This window comes from Marinobacter sp. Arc7-DN-1 (genome assembly GCF_003441595.1).
Taxonomy (GTDB): Bacteria; Pseudomonadota; Gammaproteobacteria; order Pseudomonadales; family Oleiphilaceae; genus Marinobacter; species Marinobacter metalliresistant.
Window position 1 is genome coordinate 3,563,981 of record NZ_CP031848.1, and the last position, 18,078, is coordinate 3,582,058.

Annotated in this window: 16 protein-coding genes; 9 read left to right on the forward strand and 7 right to left on the reverse strand. The window is 47.9% G+C overall.

The genetic code is table 11. From position 1 onward, the window contains the following. Positions 1-37: 37 nt before the first annotated feature. The 8 genes from D0851_RS16745 (at position 38) to D0851_RS16780 (ending at position 10,752) form a co-directional block, all read left to right on the forward strand. On the forward strand, positions 38-1,255 hold the full coding sequence (locus D0851_RS16745) for a tyrosine-type recombinase/integrase (RefSeq protein ID WP_117619644.1): 1,218 nt from the start codon (positions 38-40) through the stop codon (positions 1,253-1,255). Further along, complete coding sequence (locus tag D0851_RS16750) at positions 1,255-3,690, forward strand: site-specific integrase (RefSeq protein ID WP_117619645.1); 2,436 nt, start codon at positions 1,255-1,257, stop codon at positions 3,688-3,690. Before D0851_RS16745 ends, D0851_RS16750 begins: the two co-directional genes overlap by 1 nt. Then, positions 3,687-5,744: a hypothetical protein gene (locus D0851_RS16755; RefSeq protein ID WP_117619646.1), complete on the forward strand. Its 2,058-nt coding sequence runs from the start codon at positions 3,687-3,689 to the stop codon at positions 5,742-5,744. Before D0851_RS16750 ends, D0851_RS16755 begins: the two co-directional genes overlap by 4 nt. After that, positions 5,745-6,227 carry a hypothetical protein gene (locus D0851_RS16760; protein ID WP_117619647.1) on the forward strand — a complete coding sequence of 161 codons (483 nt, stop codon included), beginning with the start codon at positions 5,745-5,747 and terminating at the stop codon, positions 6,225-6,227. Further along, positions 6,227-7,078: a thymidylate synthase gene (locus D0851_RS16765; protein ID WP_117619648.1), complete on the forward strand. Its 852-nt coding sequence runs from the start codon at positions 6,227-6,229 to the stop codon at positions 7,076-7,078. The genes D0851_RS16760 and D0851_RS16765 overlap by 1 nt, the downstream gene beginning before the upstream one ends. Before the next feature lie 68 nt (positions 7,079-7,146). After that, complete coding sequence (locus tag D0851_RS16770; protein ID WP_162893765.1) at positions 7,147-7,989, forward strand: DUF2971 domain-containing protein; 843 nt, start codon at positions 7,147-7,149, stop codon at positions 7,987-7,989. Between the two features lie 121 nt (positions 7,990-8,110). Then, positions 8,111-8,584 (forward strand): VPA1267 family protein, encoded by a 474-nt coding sequence (locus D0851_RS16775; protein WP_117619650.1) that lies wholly within the window; start codon positions 8,111-8,113, stop codon positions 8,582-8,584. Further along, positions 8,569-10,752 (forward strand): AAA family ATPase, encoded by a 2,184-nt coding sequence (locus tag D0851_RS16780; protein ID WP_117619651.1) that lies wholly within the window; start codon positions 8,569-8,571, stop codon positions 10,750-10,752. The genes D0851_RS16775 and D0851_RS16780 overlap by 16 nt, the downstream gene beginning before the upstream one ends. A gap of 123 nt (positions 10,753-10,875) precedes the next feature. Here the strand turns inward: D0851_RS16780 and D0851_RS16785 are convergent, their stop codons facing one another. Continuing rightward, positions 10,876-11,721, reverse strand: coding sequence for a metallophosphoesterase (locus D0851_RS16785; RefSeq protein ID WP_227539334.1), 846 nt, complete (start codon positions 11,719-11,721; stop codon positions 10,876-10,878). 960 nt (positions 11,722-12,681) lie between these two features. Here D0851_RS16785 and D0851_RS16795 point away from each other — a divergent pair. Further along, a complete protein-coding gene (locus tag D0851_RS16795; protein ID WP_117619654.1) occupies positions 12,682-12,969 on the forward strand; it encodes a hypothetical protein in 288 nt (95 codons plus the stop codon). A gap of 126 nt (positions 12,970-13,095) precedes the next feature. Here D0851_RS16795 and D0851_RS16800 read toward each other — a convergent pair whose 3' ends face one another. The 6 genes from D0851_RS16800 to D0851_RS16830 form a co-directional block, all read right to left on the reverse strand. Continuing rightward, positions 13,096-13,395, reverse strand: a complete 300-nt coding sequence (locus tag D0851_RS16800; protein ID WP_117619655.1) for an antitoxin Xre/MbcA/ParS toxin-binding domain-containing protein — start codon at positions 13,393-13,395, stop codon at positions 13,096-13,098. Continuing rightward, a complete protein-coding gene (locus D0851_RS16805) occupies positions 13,385-13,765 on the reverse strand; it encodes a hypothetical protein (protein ID WP_117619656.1) in 381 nt (126 codons plus the stop codon). Before D0851_RS16805 ends, D0851_RS16800 begins: the two co-directional genes overlap by 11 nt. A 1,103-nt stretch (positions 13,766-14,868) precedes the next feature. Next, positions 14,869-15,711, reverse strand: a complete 843-nt coding sequence (locus tag D0851_RS16815; protein ID WP_117619657.1) for a hypothetical protein — start codon at positions 15,709-15,711, stop codon at positions 14,869-14,871. Positions 15,712-16,137: 426 nt separating this feature from the next. After that, positions 16,138-16,593 carry a DUF6527 family protein gene (locus tag D0851_RS21120; RefSeq protein ID WP_227539335.1) on the reverse strand — a complete coding sequence of 152 codons (456 nt, stop codon included), beginning with the start codon at positions 16,591-16,593 and terminating at the stop codon, positions 16,138-16,140. After that, positions 16,593-17,798, reverse strand: a complete 1,206-nt coding sequence (locus D0851_RS16825; protein ID WP_117619658.1) for a ThiF family adenylyltransferase — start codon at positions 17,796-17,798, stop codon at positions 16,593-16,595. Before D0851_RS16825 ends, D0851_RS21120 begins: the two co-directional genes overlap by 1 nt. Further along, on the reverse strand, positions 17,773-18,033 hold the full coding sequence (locus D0851_RS16830; RefSeq protein WP_117619659.1) for a multiubiquitin domain-containing protein: 261 nt from the start codon (positions 18,031-18,033) through the stop codon (positions 17,773-17,775). The genes D0851_RS16825 and D0851_RS16830 overlap by 26 nt, the downstream gene beginning before the upstream one ends. Positions 18,034-18,078: the final 45 nt, after the last annotated feature.

Sequence of the window (18,078 nt, forward strand, 5' to 3'; positions counted from 1 at the left end):
TACGTAGCTATCATCTTTGTTAAGATGGGAGAAAATTGTGCAGATATTCATCGCTAACAAACAAAATTTATCTAAAAGTCAGATCGATGGATTGAGTCTAGGTTCGCAGACCGTCTCAGGTGCTCTGGTTCTGGATGATGATGAAAAAGTTATCAGATATCCTTCCAATTGGTTGTCTACGCTTCTTGATTTACAGGAAATCTCATATAAATCCGCCGAGACTTACGGGCGAAATACGATCTATTTCCTCAAATTTTTGATTGAGAGGCCGGAATACGTCGGATTAACTCCTGATGATATTCTTCTCCGAGTAAATCGGTCGGTTCTTGAGGACTGGATTATCAGACAGCAGGATTCGGGGTTGTTGGATCGGTCAACGATCCGAAATCGCGAGAGTTCAGTGCGATCATTATATGATTTTCTTTCTGACAATGAACGGCAAGATTCTGTTCTTGAAAAGAGTCCTTTCCCCAAAAAATACATTAGCGCTCAACCACATAAGAAGCAGGTTGTCAGTGCTTCTTTAATTGATCTCCTAGCGCTGATGTATGAATGTCGTTACGAGAGAGATCGGCTGCTTCTCCAGTTTATGTACGACGCTGGTGTCAGAATCAGCGAGGTAGAGCGAATTACCTTTGGGGACATCCAAAAGGCTATAAGATTTACGAACTCGGCCTTTGTGAATTCAGAGAAAGTCGATGTGCCTGTTCGTCCTGGCTATGCGCCCGTGCTCATACGTGGCGCAAAGGGCCGGGGGGGCTCGGTGAAAGAGCGGTTTGCCGTAGTTACGACGGCGACTTTGAAGAGAATCGCTTCGTACCACTCGACTCCACTATATAAACGGTATCAGCAGAAATACCGTAATCGACACAATTTTCCTGCCTTCTTAAACACGGAAGGCAACCCTTACAACGAAGACTCCTTGGCGAAAATGATAGAGCGGCGCTCAGACAAGGCTCTTAAAAAGGGACGTATTTCGAAAACGATCCACGCACATCTTTTCCGACACGCATCAGCTTATTTGACGTTGGAAGACCCCGATCTTGGTGAGGATTTTCTTGATCGCTTGGTTAATGTCCAGAAGACGCTTGGTCATTCTTCGATTACGACCACTGAGCGTTATACAAGCATTCCTCACGACATATACAACTCCATAGCAGATTCTGAACTTGGCGCGCTGAGGACCAAAATCGACAAGATGGAAAAGGTTGTTGAACAGACCAAGCTCAGAATCAAGCCGGGAGACAGGAAGTGATGGAATTGAAGAGCCGAAAAAATAAGGACTTATGCCGAAGGCTTGTTCAGGAGTGGATAGGAGAAGCCTCCAAAGATCCTGGGATTCTCTACCAGGTGAAGTTGACCGATCGAGGGAATACCGAGGTTCCGATGGTTAGCAGTGGGGACTTAGGGGTCAAGATTGGTCTTTCGCGCAGGCAAGCTGCCCGGGTATTGCCTAGCATGTGTCGGGGCGAATTGGATCAAATTCTTGAGATGATGCGCTCTGAGGGCCTGGTTACCCCGGGTGCCACTGCTCAGAATATGAATCATATAAACAAACTGAAGTTATTTTTATTGAGGGCTAAAAAGAATCCGGCCCTGCTAAAAAGAATCCCAATGCACGGGAGAAAAATTCAGGTTACGAGATTTATCCACGAGTTTCCTGAGTACGAATTTCCAACGATTTTCACAAAGTCTGCCTTCAACCGATCGTCAAGGGTTTCATACGAGTATTTCCACAGTGTTTTTGCGCCGGAAGTTGTTAATGAGCTCAAAAAGGCTGGTCTTTGCGATGAAATATTTACAGCCTCAAATAGAAAACCGCGTTCTGAGCCAGCAAATAATACTTTTAAGGAAACTAGGGATGGCATCGATATCTCTTCAGTTTCTGAGTTCGAGACTCTTTGCAAAAAGCCTTTTGATTCGGTCTATTTCTTGTTCGCACTTGGTGCGCGAGGTGTATCGTCTTTGTCAGCGATAGAGCAATACAGGACAACCGCGCAGTTCGTAGAAAGCTTCTTGAGATCTCAAGGTATGGATGGTTCTGAAACTGTCCGAGAAGTCTTGAGTGATTATCTTGCAGTGAAGTTTCGAGCCTATTTGGAAAATTTAATTGCTGCAAAAGACATCTCTCCAACCTACGGCTCGACACAAGTTTCGAATCTTCTGAGGTCGCTTCAACGCTTCTCTGAGCTGGTCGGGGCGGAACATTTCGATTTTATAAAGGCTTCTGGCTTCAAGGTGATGGGAAGGACAACTGAGAAGTACCAGCCTTACTCTCGAACGGAACGCGAAGTTATCGCCGGTGCCTTGGAAAAAGATATGCGGCGAGTATGGGAGCAATATTCTAGCGTTTACGAACCTACACAGAGTGGTCAAACCTTTGTGGTTGAAACGAAAAGTGGACTCCAGATCGACGGAAGCCTTTGCACGAAAGAAAACTTGCGTTGGTTTTTCGATCACAAACTTGGGAGTAAGCCATTCCGTCTAAGTGAACTTATAGGGAGTGAGGCCCAATCAAACGAGAAGCTTTTCCGATCAGGCTTTGAGCAATACCGGTGGCGTTATTCTGATGAGCAAATGACTTTGTCGCAGCTTTACGACTCCTGGGGTGTTCCAAGGAATCCTTACCGAGAAGATATTTTTGCTTTTTACATGCGCCTGGTCCAAGTCACAGGCATGAACCCCATGTCCGCTTTGGACTTAGAGGTCGATTCATTCGAGCCAAAGCATCCGGCGACACTGAAGCCATGCTTGCGTTATTGGAAAGAACGAAGCAGTGGAGCGAAGGAAATGCACCTTGATATCTTTAGCTCTGAGATAACGTGGCTCTCAGCGTCTCAAGCATCCAAGATTTCTGAAATTATTGAAAGAGTAAAAGCTCTTACAAAAAATCTCAGAGACAGCCTTCCTGAAGATCACGAGAACAAAAACCTATTGTTTATAGCCGAAGCAAAACCGCCACAGGCCCTTGGCACGGTGCTTCGTTTCTACTCCTCTGGCTACGACAAGTATCGAAATATTTTCGAAACGAGATATATCAATGAGCTCACAGACTCTGATACGGGCGAGATGGTTTCAATTGTTGCTACGCGCTTCCGAGCCTCTATGGTCAGCGAGATGATTGAGGCAGGAGTGTCTGTGCGCGAAATTCAGTTAATGATGGGGCACTCTTCGATAAAAACTACCCTTAGCTATTTGGATCGAATGGATTTCAATAAACAATCTCGCCAAATGATTCTCGAAAAGCTGGAGATGATTTATAACAACGCCTGGGTTCCTCAGGAGAAGGATAAACTGCCTGAGAAGGAAAAGGATCATGGGGAGGTTATTTTTAAGACTCCTTTGGGAGGGTGTGCGAATATCTTTAATCCGCCAGATTTCATAAAAAATTCAGCTAGTTATGATGGTGGTGCATGTTCTAACTTTAATAAGTGCTTGAGTTGCGAAAATGTGATCATCACTACTTCCCACCTTCCAGATCTTTTTGCCTTGCTGCGCGACTACCGAGTCGCTTGGAAAAACGGAAGCGTTGCAGCAACGCCGTACGGCTCAGTCATTCGTGAAAATATTGAAATCCTAGAACTGATTTTGGGAGACGAATCGGAGTTCCAGAAAAGCGAATTGGAAAAGGCCGAACGGCTCTCCAGGTACATTGATTCTGCGGTGATGATAGATGGGGCGGCTGTATGAATATTGGGAATGTATTTGAGAGTTTAAGGCAGTACCGCCAAATATCCTCTGCGCTCCTCATACTGAGTCTGAAAGGACAGAAGGCTAATAGTGCTTCGGAATCGAAAGAGGTCAAGGCTCTACTTGAAATATTGAATCTGAAAGTATCTGGTTCCTCAATTTTTTCAGACAAAGTTTGGCATTTCGAGGAAGCCCAAGAAAAGTCTGCAAAATCAATATCAAAGGATAGGTTTAAGTTCAATTTTGATGATTACCCAAACATTCCTGAGCCCATCATTTTTGAGTTAAAAATGGTTATTTTGATGGTCTCACTGCTTCCACGCTCTGAACTCCAAAGGATTGAGAAAAAGAACACATCGTTCAAAATTCAGTCCCTCACGAGCATGTTCAAGGCTACCCTTAGGTATTTTGATCACATCTTTTCTTCTTTGATTGATGCTTTTGGTGCTGATGTCGTGAGCGATAACTTCCAATCATTGCAGGACCTGAAAAGGACCCACTTCGTTGAGTATTCCGAGGGTTTTGAGATCACAAGCCAAACTGCAACTCTGATTGAGCGAGCTTTTGGTTTTTTTCATGCTAAGCGTATTCGCGAATATGTATTTGCCAAAAAGCTCGTTCTCCCTCGGTTAGCCCAAACAAAAGCAGTAGTTTCTGAGTCTACGAAGCGAGACCGCGATAAGGTTTTACCAGGTGAGGTCTTTGAGAAAGTATCTGCAATTTCGGGATATGTTATAACTGATTTTCTAACAAAGCTTGGAGTCGAAGTTACGGACAAAACTGCACTAAAGATGAGGCGAAATTTTCCGTTCGAAGTTGAAGATCTGGGGTTGCTAGATGTTGATTGGGGTGTCATAGATACCTACGCAATGAATAGGTTGCTAGGCCGAGGCTATCCCTACGATGAAGCACTTAAGTATCTAAACGATGTTTCAAACTTGTTGACGAAAGGTCAGCAAGTTGCCGCGATGCGCGGGGCTTTAAACCAGCGTTTTGACGCTAGAAATGGATCCGCTCTTGTTCAAGACTATCTGGCTCTGGTCTATCGATCAGCGCTCTATATCATTGCTCAATACACAGGGATGCGTCCATCAGAGCTATTCGAAATTAGATTGGACAAGCCTCTTGAAGAGTCCTTCGGCGTTCCTTGCATTGTGTCGCATGTAAAAAAACACCAGGAATTTGAGCGATCGCTGTTCGACGATAAATGGGTTTGCATTCCCGCAATGGTTGATGCCCTTAACGCAGCGAAGGTCATTTCACGCATCAGAGTAAATCCCTATCTGCTTTCAAAAGACGGGACAACAGCTTTCGGTGGCGAGCCATCTCATTACTCTGCAAACGGGCTGAAAACCCCGCTCAAGCTGCATTTTCAGCAAATTGTTCCCGAGGACTATGACGAGATTGAGGTCTACCCCTATCTCCTGCGACACACCCTTGCATACCAGCTTTTCAGGGCCGACTTAGGGCTTCCGTTTATCAGTCACCAGCTCAAGCATTTCGGCAATCTCGTGGGTGCGTTTAGTACAGCATCGAATAAAGGCTTTTCCGTAAACACCCTGAGCTACGGTGAGATCGGCGAGCAGCTGAGTGGATCTGGGAGAGCGAGAAATCTTCGCCATAAAGCAGAAGTTGATGCTGTGCGAGCCGCTTTCGATCCGGATGCAGCCTATGCAGGAGTAAATGGTGAAGACCACAAAAATAGAATGATAAGAGTTTTTGAGGGCTACCAGGCATCTGGCTTCACTAAAGAAGAGATCTTTGAGGCTATGGCAGAGCAAGGTATGGCAATCGCAAACGTTGGGACTGGGATGTGTTACGGGGGTAAAACCGAAGATTTCGATGAAAGCCTTCCTTGTATTGGCGGGCTTAGATGCAATCCCGTTCGATGCTCAAATGCTGTCGTCACGGAGGCCCACATTCCGAAGTGGCGTGAGGTGTATGTCGAGAATATGAGAGTCGTTGAAAGTGGAAGTGAAGATGTGTCCACAGAACACGCTCTGGAGGCAGCCAATGAAGCTCGAATGGTTTTACAGTCTTTAGGGGCATTTTGAATGACCGAATTACCATTCGATCAGCGGAACCAGGAAGACTTTGAGGATGTCACTGAGCGGATCAGCGAGGCTCTTCTGGAAATTGCGTCCGATTCGAAAGTCAAAGCGACGATTACTGAATTGGCGAAAAGAGCAAAAGTACATCGAAATACCATCAGGAACCGAGAGTGGCCCTTGGATCGGCTAGACGCGATTAAGTTAGATCGAAAGTCGGCGGTCGAGAAAAAGGCAGATCAGAATCAGCCTAAGCCCGTCGATGTTCTTGCTGAAAGGCTTGAAAAGTCTCATCAAGAGATACTCTATTGGTATAAAGAATATAAAGGTATGAAAGCCATGTACGAAGGTGCGAGTGAAAGCGTTACGTTTTTGGCAAAATCGAAAGAAAGCCTAAAAGCGAAAGTTAAGACCTTAGAGCAAGAGCTGCAGAACTTGAGAGATGAGTACGAGCGAGTCCGCGACCTTTTGAATACGGTGAGTGAGTAATGAAACAGTATTTGGATTTATGCCAGCGAATCATTGATGACGGTGTGTGGGTTGAAAATAGACGCACCGGCAAGCGTTGCTTAACCGTGATAAACGCAGACATGGAATATGATGTCGCTGGCAATCTGTTCCCGCTGATTACGACTAGAAAGAGTTTCTGGAAGGGCGCTGTTGCTGAACTGCTGGGTTATCTCAGAGGTTATGATAACGCAGCTCAATTTCGATCCATCGGCTGTAATACGTGGAATGCGAATGCCAACGAAAATGAGGCTTGGCTAAATAATCCAGCCCGTAAGGGTGAGGATGATATGGGGCGGGTTTACGGCGTGCAGGGGCGAAGCTGGCAGACCCCGGATGGCAAGCCCATTGATCAGTTAAAAAAGGTTGTCGATGATTTGTCAAAAGGGATCGATGATAGGGGGGAAATCGTCACATTTTATAACCCCGGCGAATTCCATCTTGGATGCCTGCGCCCGTGCATGCACACACACAATTTTTCTTTGCTCGGGGATAGACTCTATTTAACATCAACACAGCGATCGTGTGATGTGCCGCTGGGCCTTAACTTTAATCAGGTCCAAGTATTCTGCCTCTTGGCGTTAATAGCGCAAATCACAGGTAATAAACCAGGCAAGGCATTTCACAAGATTGTTAACGCGCACATCTATGAAGACCAGTTAGAGCTCATGCGCGATGTTCAGCTGAAGCGCGAGCCTTTCCCATCGCCTCAGTTCCATATCAATCCGGACATCAAGACTCTAGAGGACATTGAGACGTGGGTGACCGTGGATGATTTTGAAGTAACCGGCTACCAACATCATGGGCCTATCAAGTATCCCTTCTCGGTGTAAATTGGTCTGGCCAAGTGGGACAACTTTTTGGGTGAAAATGGAGAACACTATGCCTGTTGGACGTGAACTTGCCTGAGTTTATTACATGGAAACAGTTTGAAGCATACCACCCTTACCCCGAACAGGCTGGTAAGGACCGTCTCTTTCATCTGCGGCCTATCGCAGGCGTTAAAGATTGTCGCCTGGAACACTTGTTTGTTGATGGCTTGCTTTTTCACTCTGCACCAGAACGCCTCAATGACCCATTTGAGTGTAAGCCGCACTACAAAGAGCCCGCGAACCAGGCGGAGCGAGATATATTATTGAGCCATCTTCACAAGGTCCTTCTGAAACACGGAATGCATGCAGATGAGGCTATGGCTAGGATAGTGGGGTGCATTAAAAATCCGACACTTCTCTCTCAACTTCTGCATCAAAGCGGGCTTGAATCATTCGCCGAGATGCGAATGTATAGTTTTACTGCATCCAATAACAACCTCCCTATGTGGACGCACTATGGAGCCCTACATACTGGGATTTGTATTGAGTTCGATGCCACAGTTTGGCCGATCAGCGGTGCACGAAAGGTTAAGTACCAGAAAGAATATCCTCAGATTGCCTATCCGCCTGAAGAAGATGAGAGAAATATGCGTCCAGGTTTAATCAAGTCGGAAGCGTGGGGGTATGAGCAGGAATTTCGACATATTTTTTTCCCGGGAGCTGAGGTAATTCCGAGTAACGGAGATTCGATACCACTGCATCCTGAGACCATGACTGGACTTTACTTCGGGGTCAACGCAGATCCTGACGAGAAAGATCGAATTCTAAAAATGGTAGAAAAAGGACCCTTTAATCCAAAAATTTATGAAGGGGCTCTGTCCTCGACCAAATTCAAGATTGAATTTGATCCGATGAGTAACCGTTTAGATTGATTGTTGGTTCGCAGTGAGGCCCTGAGTGACTCTCTGAGCGCCTTGTTCGTTTGAGGGGGGGGGGAGGAGGAGTGTTGGGTTTAGTTGTGTCGTCCCCTAGAAGTGCCTTTTAAGGAGAAATATGAGCAAGGAAAAAGGCAGGGAGTATTTGGAAAAGTTCAGGGCTTGGGCTGCTTCCATGAGCGACGATGATTTCCTCAACATCGTTTACGCCCCCACGGGCGGTCTGAATAAGCAGGAGATCAAGAAGGTTGCGGGCTTGAGTGATCAAGCGATTAAAAAGAATGCTGGGGTGGTATCGGCCCTAAAAGAGCTGGAGAGCGAGCTGCGGGATCGTGGTGTCCTGCCACCACTTACAGAACACGGTGAAAAGGCTCAGTCCGGGCCGAAACACTATGACAAGAAGGCCCGCAGTGCCTCAATGGATGCCCAGCGAGTCGCGCACTTAGAGTCCGATAACCATGACCTTAGAGTGCGAATAGACAAGCTTGAGAAAGAAAATGAAGCGCTTCGATCCAAGATCTCTTCAAGCAAGGAAACAATCGAAGCAATCACAGACGGTCTAGCGGTATTTACACAATGTCCGTCGAGCTGATCCCTGGCGAAGAAATGATTCGAGTCACTGGCGTTCCCCTCAAACGCACTTACTCAACGGTGATTCGAGGCGTGCCGGTCAACAATGAACACCAGCTGAAGTCTGCAAATTATTTCGTTTCAGTGATTGTCGAAACCCAGTTCCTGCCGGTAGATCCGACGCCTGGGCAGCTTTGGAAGCTGCGAGGAAATAAGACCGTCACAGAAATGGATCATGGTAACTACAAGACCAACGAACACGCCTACGACAGGCCGGAGGTGTTTGACCTCCACATGCCAGATACCGGCGAAAGTTTCATCACCTTTGTGGGTAAGGACAAAGCGTTCACGGGGATCGGAGAGTCCAAAGCTCGCCAGCTTTGGGCTCGCTTCGGCGTCGACATCCACCGAATACTCTCAGCAGGCACCGCAAAGGACGTGAAGGCCTTGCAGGAGGTGATCACCGATAAATCGATCAAGGCCCTTTTTGCAGGCTATGAGAAGTATCAGAACCTGCGCCATACGGTATGGATGAGCCAAGCCGGAATCCCCCATCACGTTCAGCGTAGAATCCTGAAGCATCACAAACTGGGTACGATTGAAGCGATCAGGGGGAATCCTTTCGAGTTGATTCACTTCGGGATGAGCTTTAAGGACATCGACAACCTGCTGAATGCCACATATCGGAATGCCTGGGAGCATGACCGTTATCCAGCAGAGCGGAAGAAAGCCGCTATGATCCAAGCACTGAAAGATTGCATGGAGGACGGCAGTACGTGGCTCAGGGCTGGTCAGGTTAAGACCAAGGCATTCAACTATCTCAAGAATGAAACTCTTTGTGAAGAAGGCATCGAATGGCTTAAAAACACGCCCAGAGTCGCTCTCTATTACGAGCCGGATGGCCGGCTGCATCCAACAGCAACTGCCATCCAAGAGCTTGCCACCGCGAAGCGCATCAAACACTTATTAGCCCGTAAAACACCACTTTCGGATCAGGATGAAGGGGCGTTTCAGGAAGTTTTGTCTCAACTTCCTTACGAACTGACGGGCAAGCAACAGCTCGCCGTTATGACCAGTCTTACCGAAGGTATCAGTTGCATTACCGGCGGTGCGGGAACGGGCAAAACCACCGTGTTGTCGACGTTCCTTCAAACAGCTTCAAAAATTGGTTATAGCATCCATGCGGTTGCCTTGTCTGGTCGAGCTGCCATGCGACTCCACGAGTCTATTGGTTATCTCACGATGACCATTGCCCGGTTTTTGCGGGAAGAGCCTGTTTCATGCCCAGAAGGCGGCAAAGTGCTACTGGTCATCGACGAGGCATCGATGATCGATCTCCCAACCATGTTCAGCATTATCAATCACGTTCATTCATCCGTGAAAATCGTCTTAACTGGAGACCCAAGCCAACTCCCGCCTATAGGTGTTGGGAAGATCCTTCATGACCTGGTTTTGTCCGATCATGTCCAAAACACCATGTTGGATATCGTAAAGCGCCAGAAGGGAAGCACAGGGATCCCCGAGTATTCGAAGAAGGTTAATCTAGGCGAGGTGCCTAACGAATTGACTACTGGAAACATTCATTTCCATGAAGTTGATAACACAGATCTTGGGCTGAAAAAGGCCGTCGAACTATACCTGGAAAGCCCCGAGGCATCTCGAATAATCGCGCCCACAAGGAAGCTGGTTGAAGTGGCCAATTCGTCTATTCAAGAGATTTACAACGGTGACTCACCGGTTATGAATTTCAACTTGGAAAGTGAAGAATATTACCTAAAACTGCGATTAAACGATCAGATCTTGTTTACTCAAAACAATCCCGGGGTCGGTGTCCAAAACGGGTCGCTCGGAAAGCTGGTAAGCGTGACGCAAGAAGGTGACGTTTTGGGCATCGTAGAGTTGGATACAGGGGGGGCTGTCGAAATCGAAGGTGGGCTACTGGATGCGCTGGAACTTGGCTACGCGATGACCCTGCATAAAGCCCAAGGCAGCCAGTTCCGGCGTGTGATCATTCTCCTGAAAGCAGGGAGAGTTATGGATCGGAGCTGGATATACACAGCCCTCACTCGTGCTGAGGTAGAAGTTCACATTATTGGTTCCCCCTCGGTCTTCCGTAAAGTCGTTGAGGCACCACCTAAAGCCTTCAAGCGAAAAACATTGCTACCGCCGCTTCTCAATCACCTGACGTGAATTGGCTGGGAAACAGAAGGCCCCATTTTGGATAAACGCTAAGGTGAAAAAGGCTTGCGATTAGGTTATGGGAAGTTGATATTTGCTGCCTCATGAACACGAAATGGCCACTCAAGTTCAGCATTAATCATTATTGCTCGGGACAATGACTATTACTTTCGCGTCTAGATTCAGTGCTTGGCCATCCCCGATCTCGATTAATGGACCATCAGGCCAATGCGTGTGACCGAATAAAGTAAGACCTGAAAAGCTCTTTTCCAATGACTGAGTAATTGCGGGATTGCCCTTTCGGCCTCTTTCCTTGTCTTCGGGGCCCTGATGCAGCATAAGAATATGGGGACACTTTCGGGTACACAGTTCCATGTAACGGATAAATGTGTCCTCATCACGACGGTTGTAGCGTTTTGGATCCCCAATGATGCCACCAAGACCACCAATCCGCAGTCCAAAGCTAGTTGTGATGACGTTTCCCTCCAAAATCGTGATTTTGGTGGGTAGTCGAGGTTGAGAAACCAAAGTGTCATGATTTCCCAGAACCGCAATCACTTCTTCAGACACGCCGGAAAGCGATAAAAAAACCGTTTCAACTGGGCCGGTACCCCCAGGTTTTCGGCAGTCCGGATAGTCGTATAGATCCCCGCATACCATGACCGTACTGATTTGAGGGATTTCGCCGAGGCCCACGAGGACAGAAAGCTCTTCGGCAACCGCTTCACCGAGTAACCTTTCAGTGCCCACTAAATTCGCCGATAGGTATTCCCGACCTTGCAGGTCTGACAATAAAACCAGGGATCCAATGCCGTCTGGGAGTCCTTCAGCTTTGGCATGGAAAAACGGCAGTTCTCTTTGGCGCGGAGTTCCGCCGGGGCCGCTCGACCAGTATGACAGCGAATGAAACGGTGTTGCCTCAATACTATTTAGTCGCACGGGACACCCAGAAATGAATTGGTTTTTTTGTCTAATGCTCACATTTTACGCTTTTTCCAGGGCATTGAAGCTTTGCTTTCGCCCGGGGTCAGGCGACCACCATCTGATCCAGCATATATTATGGTTCGAGGGCGCCAAGCTAGAACTCATGCTGATTATGGCTGGCCTGCCAAATTTTAAATTCTCATGGTGTAAGCACCGCGATAGCTGTTTCAGATGGTGTAAGCAGCACGAAAGCTGGGTCTACTTGTGGTGTAAGCAGCAGCCTTTCCGTTTCTTAAAATAGTGTAAGCAGACTGATTTGCTCACCCGCCGGCCCGATCTTCCCTCTGTTTACGAGGATTGTCGTGGTGTAAGCAGATCGACCCGCTACTCACAAAATGGTGTAAGCAGACCAAGTGTCGCTCAGCGATCCTACCAGCCTCAATTTGTAGTAGTCGGTCGCGTGAGCGGGCAAAGAGATTAGAGAAAGGTCTGTAGGTCAATGAAAATAGTGGGATTCAGTCTTCTCAGATATAGGAGCAGAAAATCAACGCACCTTTTCAATGCCGGCTCTGGGGAAAATGCTTGGGGCGATCTGCTCACATATAGACCCAGCTTTGCACCATACGTCCTTATTTTTCACCCAGAAAGAGTTCAAGCTGAGTCACATTGGCCTGCACCAGGAGCTGCTGCTCATATATAGAAGGAGAAATTCACCATGGGTATGGCTTCAGCCGGTTCTCGAACAAGATGACTTGCTGAAGCTTGGAAATGCTGTCCACAATATTTATTCACGTCATGGAGACGGAAAAAGATAGAGATGAGAGGTTTTTATGGATGAAAATTCAGTTGAGCATGGCGTGAGCGGGCTACGTTAGGGGTCAGTTACGCAACGACCGCATGATCTGAGGCGTTTGGCTCGGTTATCAAGTAAGTGGACGGCGGTAACCTAGGTCTCGTCCAGGGCTAGTGAGCAGCGACGGCAATAGACAGCAATAATTGAAAACTGAGAGGTTACAAATGAGTACTAAAGCGTCAATCGCCGCAGGTGATAAATTCCATCTGTACAACGAAGAACTTCTTTCCTCCGAGCCTCGCTCAGTATTCCTCAACCTCGAAAAACCCTCGTCTTATGAGATTTCCAAAGAAACCTTCAAAGATCAGATCATTGAGAGCCTTACCGTTGAGATTCCTTCTGAGGTGCTAGACGAAATAGCGATCAGATGGATCAAGTACCGGAAGCTTCAGGGCGCTGTTGGAGGCCCGGTTGGTTTGGAATGGGGAAGTCCCGATTGCCCCTATGACTAGACGAAGGGGGGCGATGCTGGCTCGCTTTGGGGACAGAAGCGGTGCGTTGGGACTATCCATGAGAAATCGAAGTACTCGGCCTGCCAGACTCCTGAGCTCCCGTAATTGTGAGACAGCCCTCCTGACTTATCGCCATTTGAAGGAGGCGATATCAAGATACTCGATGACGTGCTGGAAACCTTGGACACTGGTCAATTGATCAATCGGTCTCCCTTTCAGCGCTTCGTTGGGCGTCTCCAGCCAATGAGCAAGATTTTCCCGGTCGTCGCCAATAGCGGCGACCATGCTATGCCGGAGTTTTTGGAAGAGTTGCGCGACATCTTCTCCGGGATAGCGGTTTGAAGAAGCGATTTCGACCAACTTGTCGCCAGCAACACCGAGCTCCTCGGCTACAGAACGAATAACTCGCTCTTTGTCATTGTCCATACTTCAATAACTCCAGGCTTTCGAACACTTCCTTGATGGCTTCGAGCTTGCCGGTCAAAACGAAATCTAACGGTCTCTGACCGTAGTAGGGTGGGTTTTGATTGATAGACATCATAAAACCGCTGTGGTTTTCCGGGTTCTGGAAGAGCTCTTTTAGGGAGGCGTGAATATTGAGAAGGTAGGAAATCTTCGTCAATTGACTCTGAGCCGTTGTATCGATCGTTTCAGGGGCGTCAACGAGAGCTTGATCAATGTTTAAAATACGGGCTTGATCGGGACCCTCAATACCCCACGCCTGCAAAATTCGAATGGCCGCCTTTAGTCCGGCACGATGCTGCTCGATTGTTGTTTCACCGGGGGCATGGTTCATTGCTGAAAAATACCTCGTTATACAGTCATGTCTGCGTGCGATTTGTGAGGTTCCTTATTGAGCTACCAAGAAAGTCCTTGGCGCCAAGAAAGACCAAAGCATCACACCAAAACCATTCTGAGGCAATTAACCTCGAACAACCCTGTTGCGAATTCCGGGGTATAGCCGTCGGGCGGGTGATCGGGTGTTTCCAGAATTACGCCATCTCAAGCCGCATCTCACCTTGGATTTGGCTCTTTTTATCAGGTTTTCTCTGATCGGCCGTCATTCTTAACCCCTTTCCGAGAGGCTCGCCGATGAATGCACGGTTTTCGCGATCTCCGTTCTAGGTTTTGCCTTTGTCGATTGAAAGAGCTCGAGAGCGCCACCGTAAACGAGCTCAGCCAGCGTTCTTCGCAAACGGTAATGTCAGGGCAATGACACTCCCCGTTAGGCCCTCTGGACCTCCTCAAGCCCCTTCCAGCCGACATGGCGCAACCGGTCATCCGCGACACGCATCTATAAACGATCGTAACCAATGGGACTCGGACGAGGAGGGCTTTAGGTCGTAACCTTTTACGATCCGGACAAAACGTACGACATAGCCGCATTGACCAGTGGGGGGTAACCACTCGTTCGGCGGCCTTGCACCTTTGCTCCTATTCAAGCTCAATTATAACAAGCCAAAATATACGAAATTTGTTGTCGTGTGAGTGAGCAACCCTTCAATATCAGCCCTGTAATACAGGAAAAAGGCAACATTCATAAAGCAATGCATTTGAAATGACGATCTGGCGGTGTTCCGAGCCAACCCGATCGGGACGCCTGCTATTGAATCCGATAGCGCCTCAGCGAACCATCTGTTCAGCTCACTATGATTGGGTCGCAGTTTCACACCATGGTTTGGCCGGTGTCGGATCGAGCCAGTTTGATATGACCACAAAGCAGACCTTTTCAGATGGGGGCCTACCCAATCCGCTATTCGGAAACAAAGCACGCTGAGGTCGCAAAGCGAACGTTCAGATTTAGGGACAACGCCAGCGCACAACGGCGCCCTTGTAATGGAGGCGCAGCCGCAATGTAAAGGGCGTCCGGTGGCCGCAGGCCGCGATTGATGCGCCTTGTTAGGTTGCCATGCCACGCTGATGCCCGATTTTTCTCAGCAGAACGTGTATGGTTGATAAGTAAAAATAAAACATCCAACTTAACCAGATATTCTCGTCGTATAATGTTTTTTGCTTTTCATTTAGATGCCTAATGCCGAAGTTGTTGGCAATATTGAAAAGGTCTCCCTCGTCCTTGGAGGTAAAAAATTCCTTTACCTGTGGGCGCAAGTATTCAAGAACATCCACAAGATCACGGACAGCCTGCCTGCGGTCATCCATGTTTGACCCGTGACGCCTAAAGCGAATAATGGCTGAGTTTATGCGGCCGACGACGTTTGAATCTGTAGATGGGACATCCGCGTTGAATATTGGCTCAAACCCAGCCTCTGCCTTTCTCAGGACCTGCCCCTTCTCAGACAACTCGAAGTGGTTTTCGTAGTGTTGAAGAAGCAGGTTTATGCGGTCTTTGAATACTTTTTTGCCTTCCTCTTGGCTAAAGACTTCCCAGTGCATTCCGCAATTCCCATAGGAGTGCATAGTACCGTCTATTGGTTTTGATACGTGCTGATACAGGAACTCAATCAGATCAAATAGGTCATCTTCGGAGTAAAGGTAATGCTGGTCTGCAATCGGCCATAGGTCCTTTTTGCGGACTGCTAGAAGGATCTCCAAGTCGATGTCTCCAATCTTTCCAGGAACCTGTCCGGCGTCCACACAGTATGAACCCAGTGCCTCATCGAAAAACCCATCACCACGTAATTGGTCGAAAACCTTCTCAAATAGCTCGCAAATATCTCTGAGCGGCAGCCCGTTGGGATTGGGATTCGTACCGGCTCTTTGTGAGAAATATCTATGTGTCACGAATACCTCCCGGCAACCTAACGAGGCTGTAGAAAAACCCGGTTCTGAGTCGTTCCCATTGCCTGGTTCCTAAAATTTTTGTGGCGGCCATCAGCTAGCCGATTATCGTCATTGCGATGTTTAGCCATCAGTTTCGGCCCTTTGACCGTGTCAGTGCCTGTATTACTGGTCTCCTACGGACACCAAAGCGGACCTTTTCCTGAGCCGCGCGACCCCGTTACCTTCCCCTCCGATTCACTCGAAGACCTGACATGGGAATAACTGGCGAAAAACTCTAATCAGTAGTGCAACTAAACGTTGATATTTGCTCAATAACTCCACAATTTCTTTCGGTGCCAAGGTTAAGCTTGTCCTCAAAATCGCAAAAAAGTGGACTGATCCTACTAAACCGCAGGGGAATTTGGGATTTTCTACAGCCTCAACGCCTCATTCTTTCGGCCAAATAAGTTCCTTTACCTTTCTAACGCCTCGAAGGATAGCCGCGGAAATCGTTTCAATTATTCCTCGTTTAGGGAGAGTCCTAGCGTTCTTAGCCGCGATGTACTGATTAATGGCTCTTTGGTCGTTAGACTGTACTCGTTTTATCGCTTCCTTTGAAAAGGCCGCAGCCCAAAATATACGGTTTTCGTTTATGAAGTAATGAGATTGACATTTGTAAGACCAGTTTCCGATTGAGGGATGCAAGGAAACTCTCCCCCCCTTTTCCGTTAGTCGCCATTGAGCTGGGTTAAGCGGCGTGACCACTTCCTCACCACATCCGCAACAGCATTTATGTACAGCAGTCTGAAATTCCTTGCTTATGTAGAGCTTGCCTTCACGCACTGACTCCGCCGGGGGAATGCATTGAACGAAAACTGGTTCCAAACCTTCCAATTTGTTCATTATTCTTCTATGGCCTCTTCTCTGTGCATTGACTGCAATGACATCGTCATTGTCAGGTTATGGGCCTTTTGTTGGTCTTGATAAACACCAAGGAATTGTTTCCAACGAACAACAGCCATCGCAGCGTTTAATGCATTCATGTCCGCTATCTGAATATTGCTGTCGTAGACATTGTCATCGTTGGGAGCGTAATCGAGAAAGCGATCCATATGATCCTTCTTTTCAGGGCTAACCACGGTTACCCTACAGGTCGCTGAAAGTTGTTCCTGCTGCCCCTCAACACTCTGTAGCGTCATCCCAATGCCGGTATCTATGAACGCTATTCCACGGTCCGCCAGAAATTCACAAATTACCTTTCGCGAATCGCCGTCGTCGATGCAGACAAAAACAAAGTCGAAGGATTCTAGCTCCGTAAGTGTGTCGCCAGAAACCTTATAGGGATGACTGACAATTCCCTTCCGAAAGCTCCCGTACTGCTCTTGGAAAAACACTGCTTTCAATTCGTTTCGGTTGATATTTTCAATCGTTGCGGCACCCGGTGATCGGAAAGCATTGTGCGATTCGAAGGTGTCGCCGTCGAAAAGATGGATCTCTGCTACCGGTGTTTTTGCTATTAAATCGAGCACGTAACTGCCAGTCCCCCCGACACCGACTATCGCCACTTGATAATCTCGAAATCGTTGAGAAAGGTTTGTAATACCAGAACGACAGGATGCAGTGTCTGGATAGCGAAAAACGGATTCAGGATCACGGTTTGCTCGAACCTTTCCCGTCCGACCATCTACGTTGGGAGCAATCTGCTGGGCTTCTGCACTCAATAAGCCGTGATAATGGCTAATCAAATCGTAGAAATTCTTGGGAACCTGATTGTTGGGTTTATTTGAGAGGTAATGATTCCCAACAAAACCTTCACACAATTTCCGATCCGCTGAACTATTGATTAAGCCGTGCATTGGCTTACGAGACGCCGCATGGTGCGGCGTCTCGCCATGGAGCCATATGGTGTGCCCTTTTGGCGTTGCTGATACTCCCTCGACGCGGTTCCCCGTGTAGGGCGCCGCAAGGACCCCCCAGCACACCTCGCCACAATGATTAACGTAAGGGACTCCGTGCACCAAGAGATGTTGGTGCAGGAGCTCAAGCTCGTAGCCCTCTTTGAGCAGTTGCTCGACGCTAGGATCAGGATCGGTTAGTACGGCTGACATCGAACTTCATCCCGTTAACAAGTTTGATAGAACCGCCTTCAGCAAGGGAGCCGTCGGACATGTTGGGTCCGGTATATTTGACCGAGAACAGTACTCCGTCTGTTGTGCCGCCCGGATTAGCCAACGCGACCAACTCGGTGTAGGTAATGGTGTCGCCGTCGTAGGCTGTTGGGCGACCATTGATAAAAATATGTTTGGCCTTCTGCTGGCCAGGAGCATTCTCGTTTGCGCTCATATCATGGATACCTCTGTGGTTCTGGACGTTTTCAGGTCCGCACGT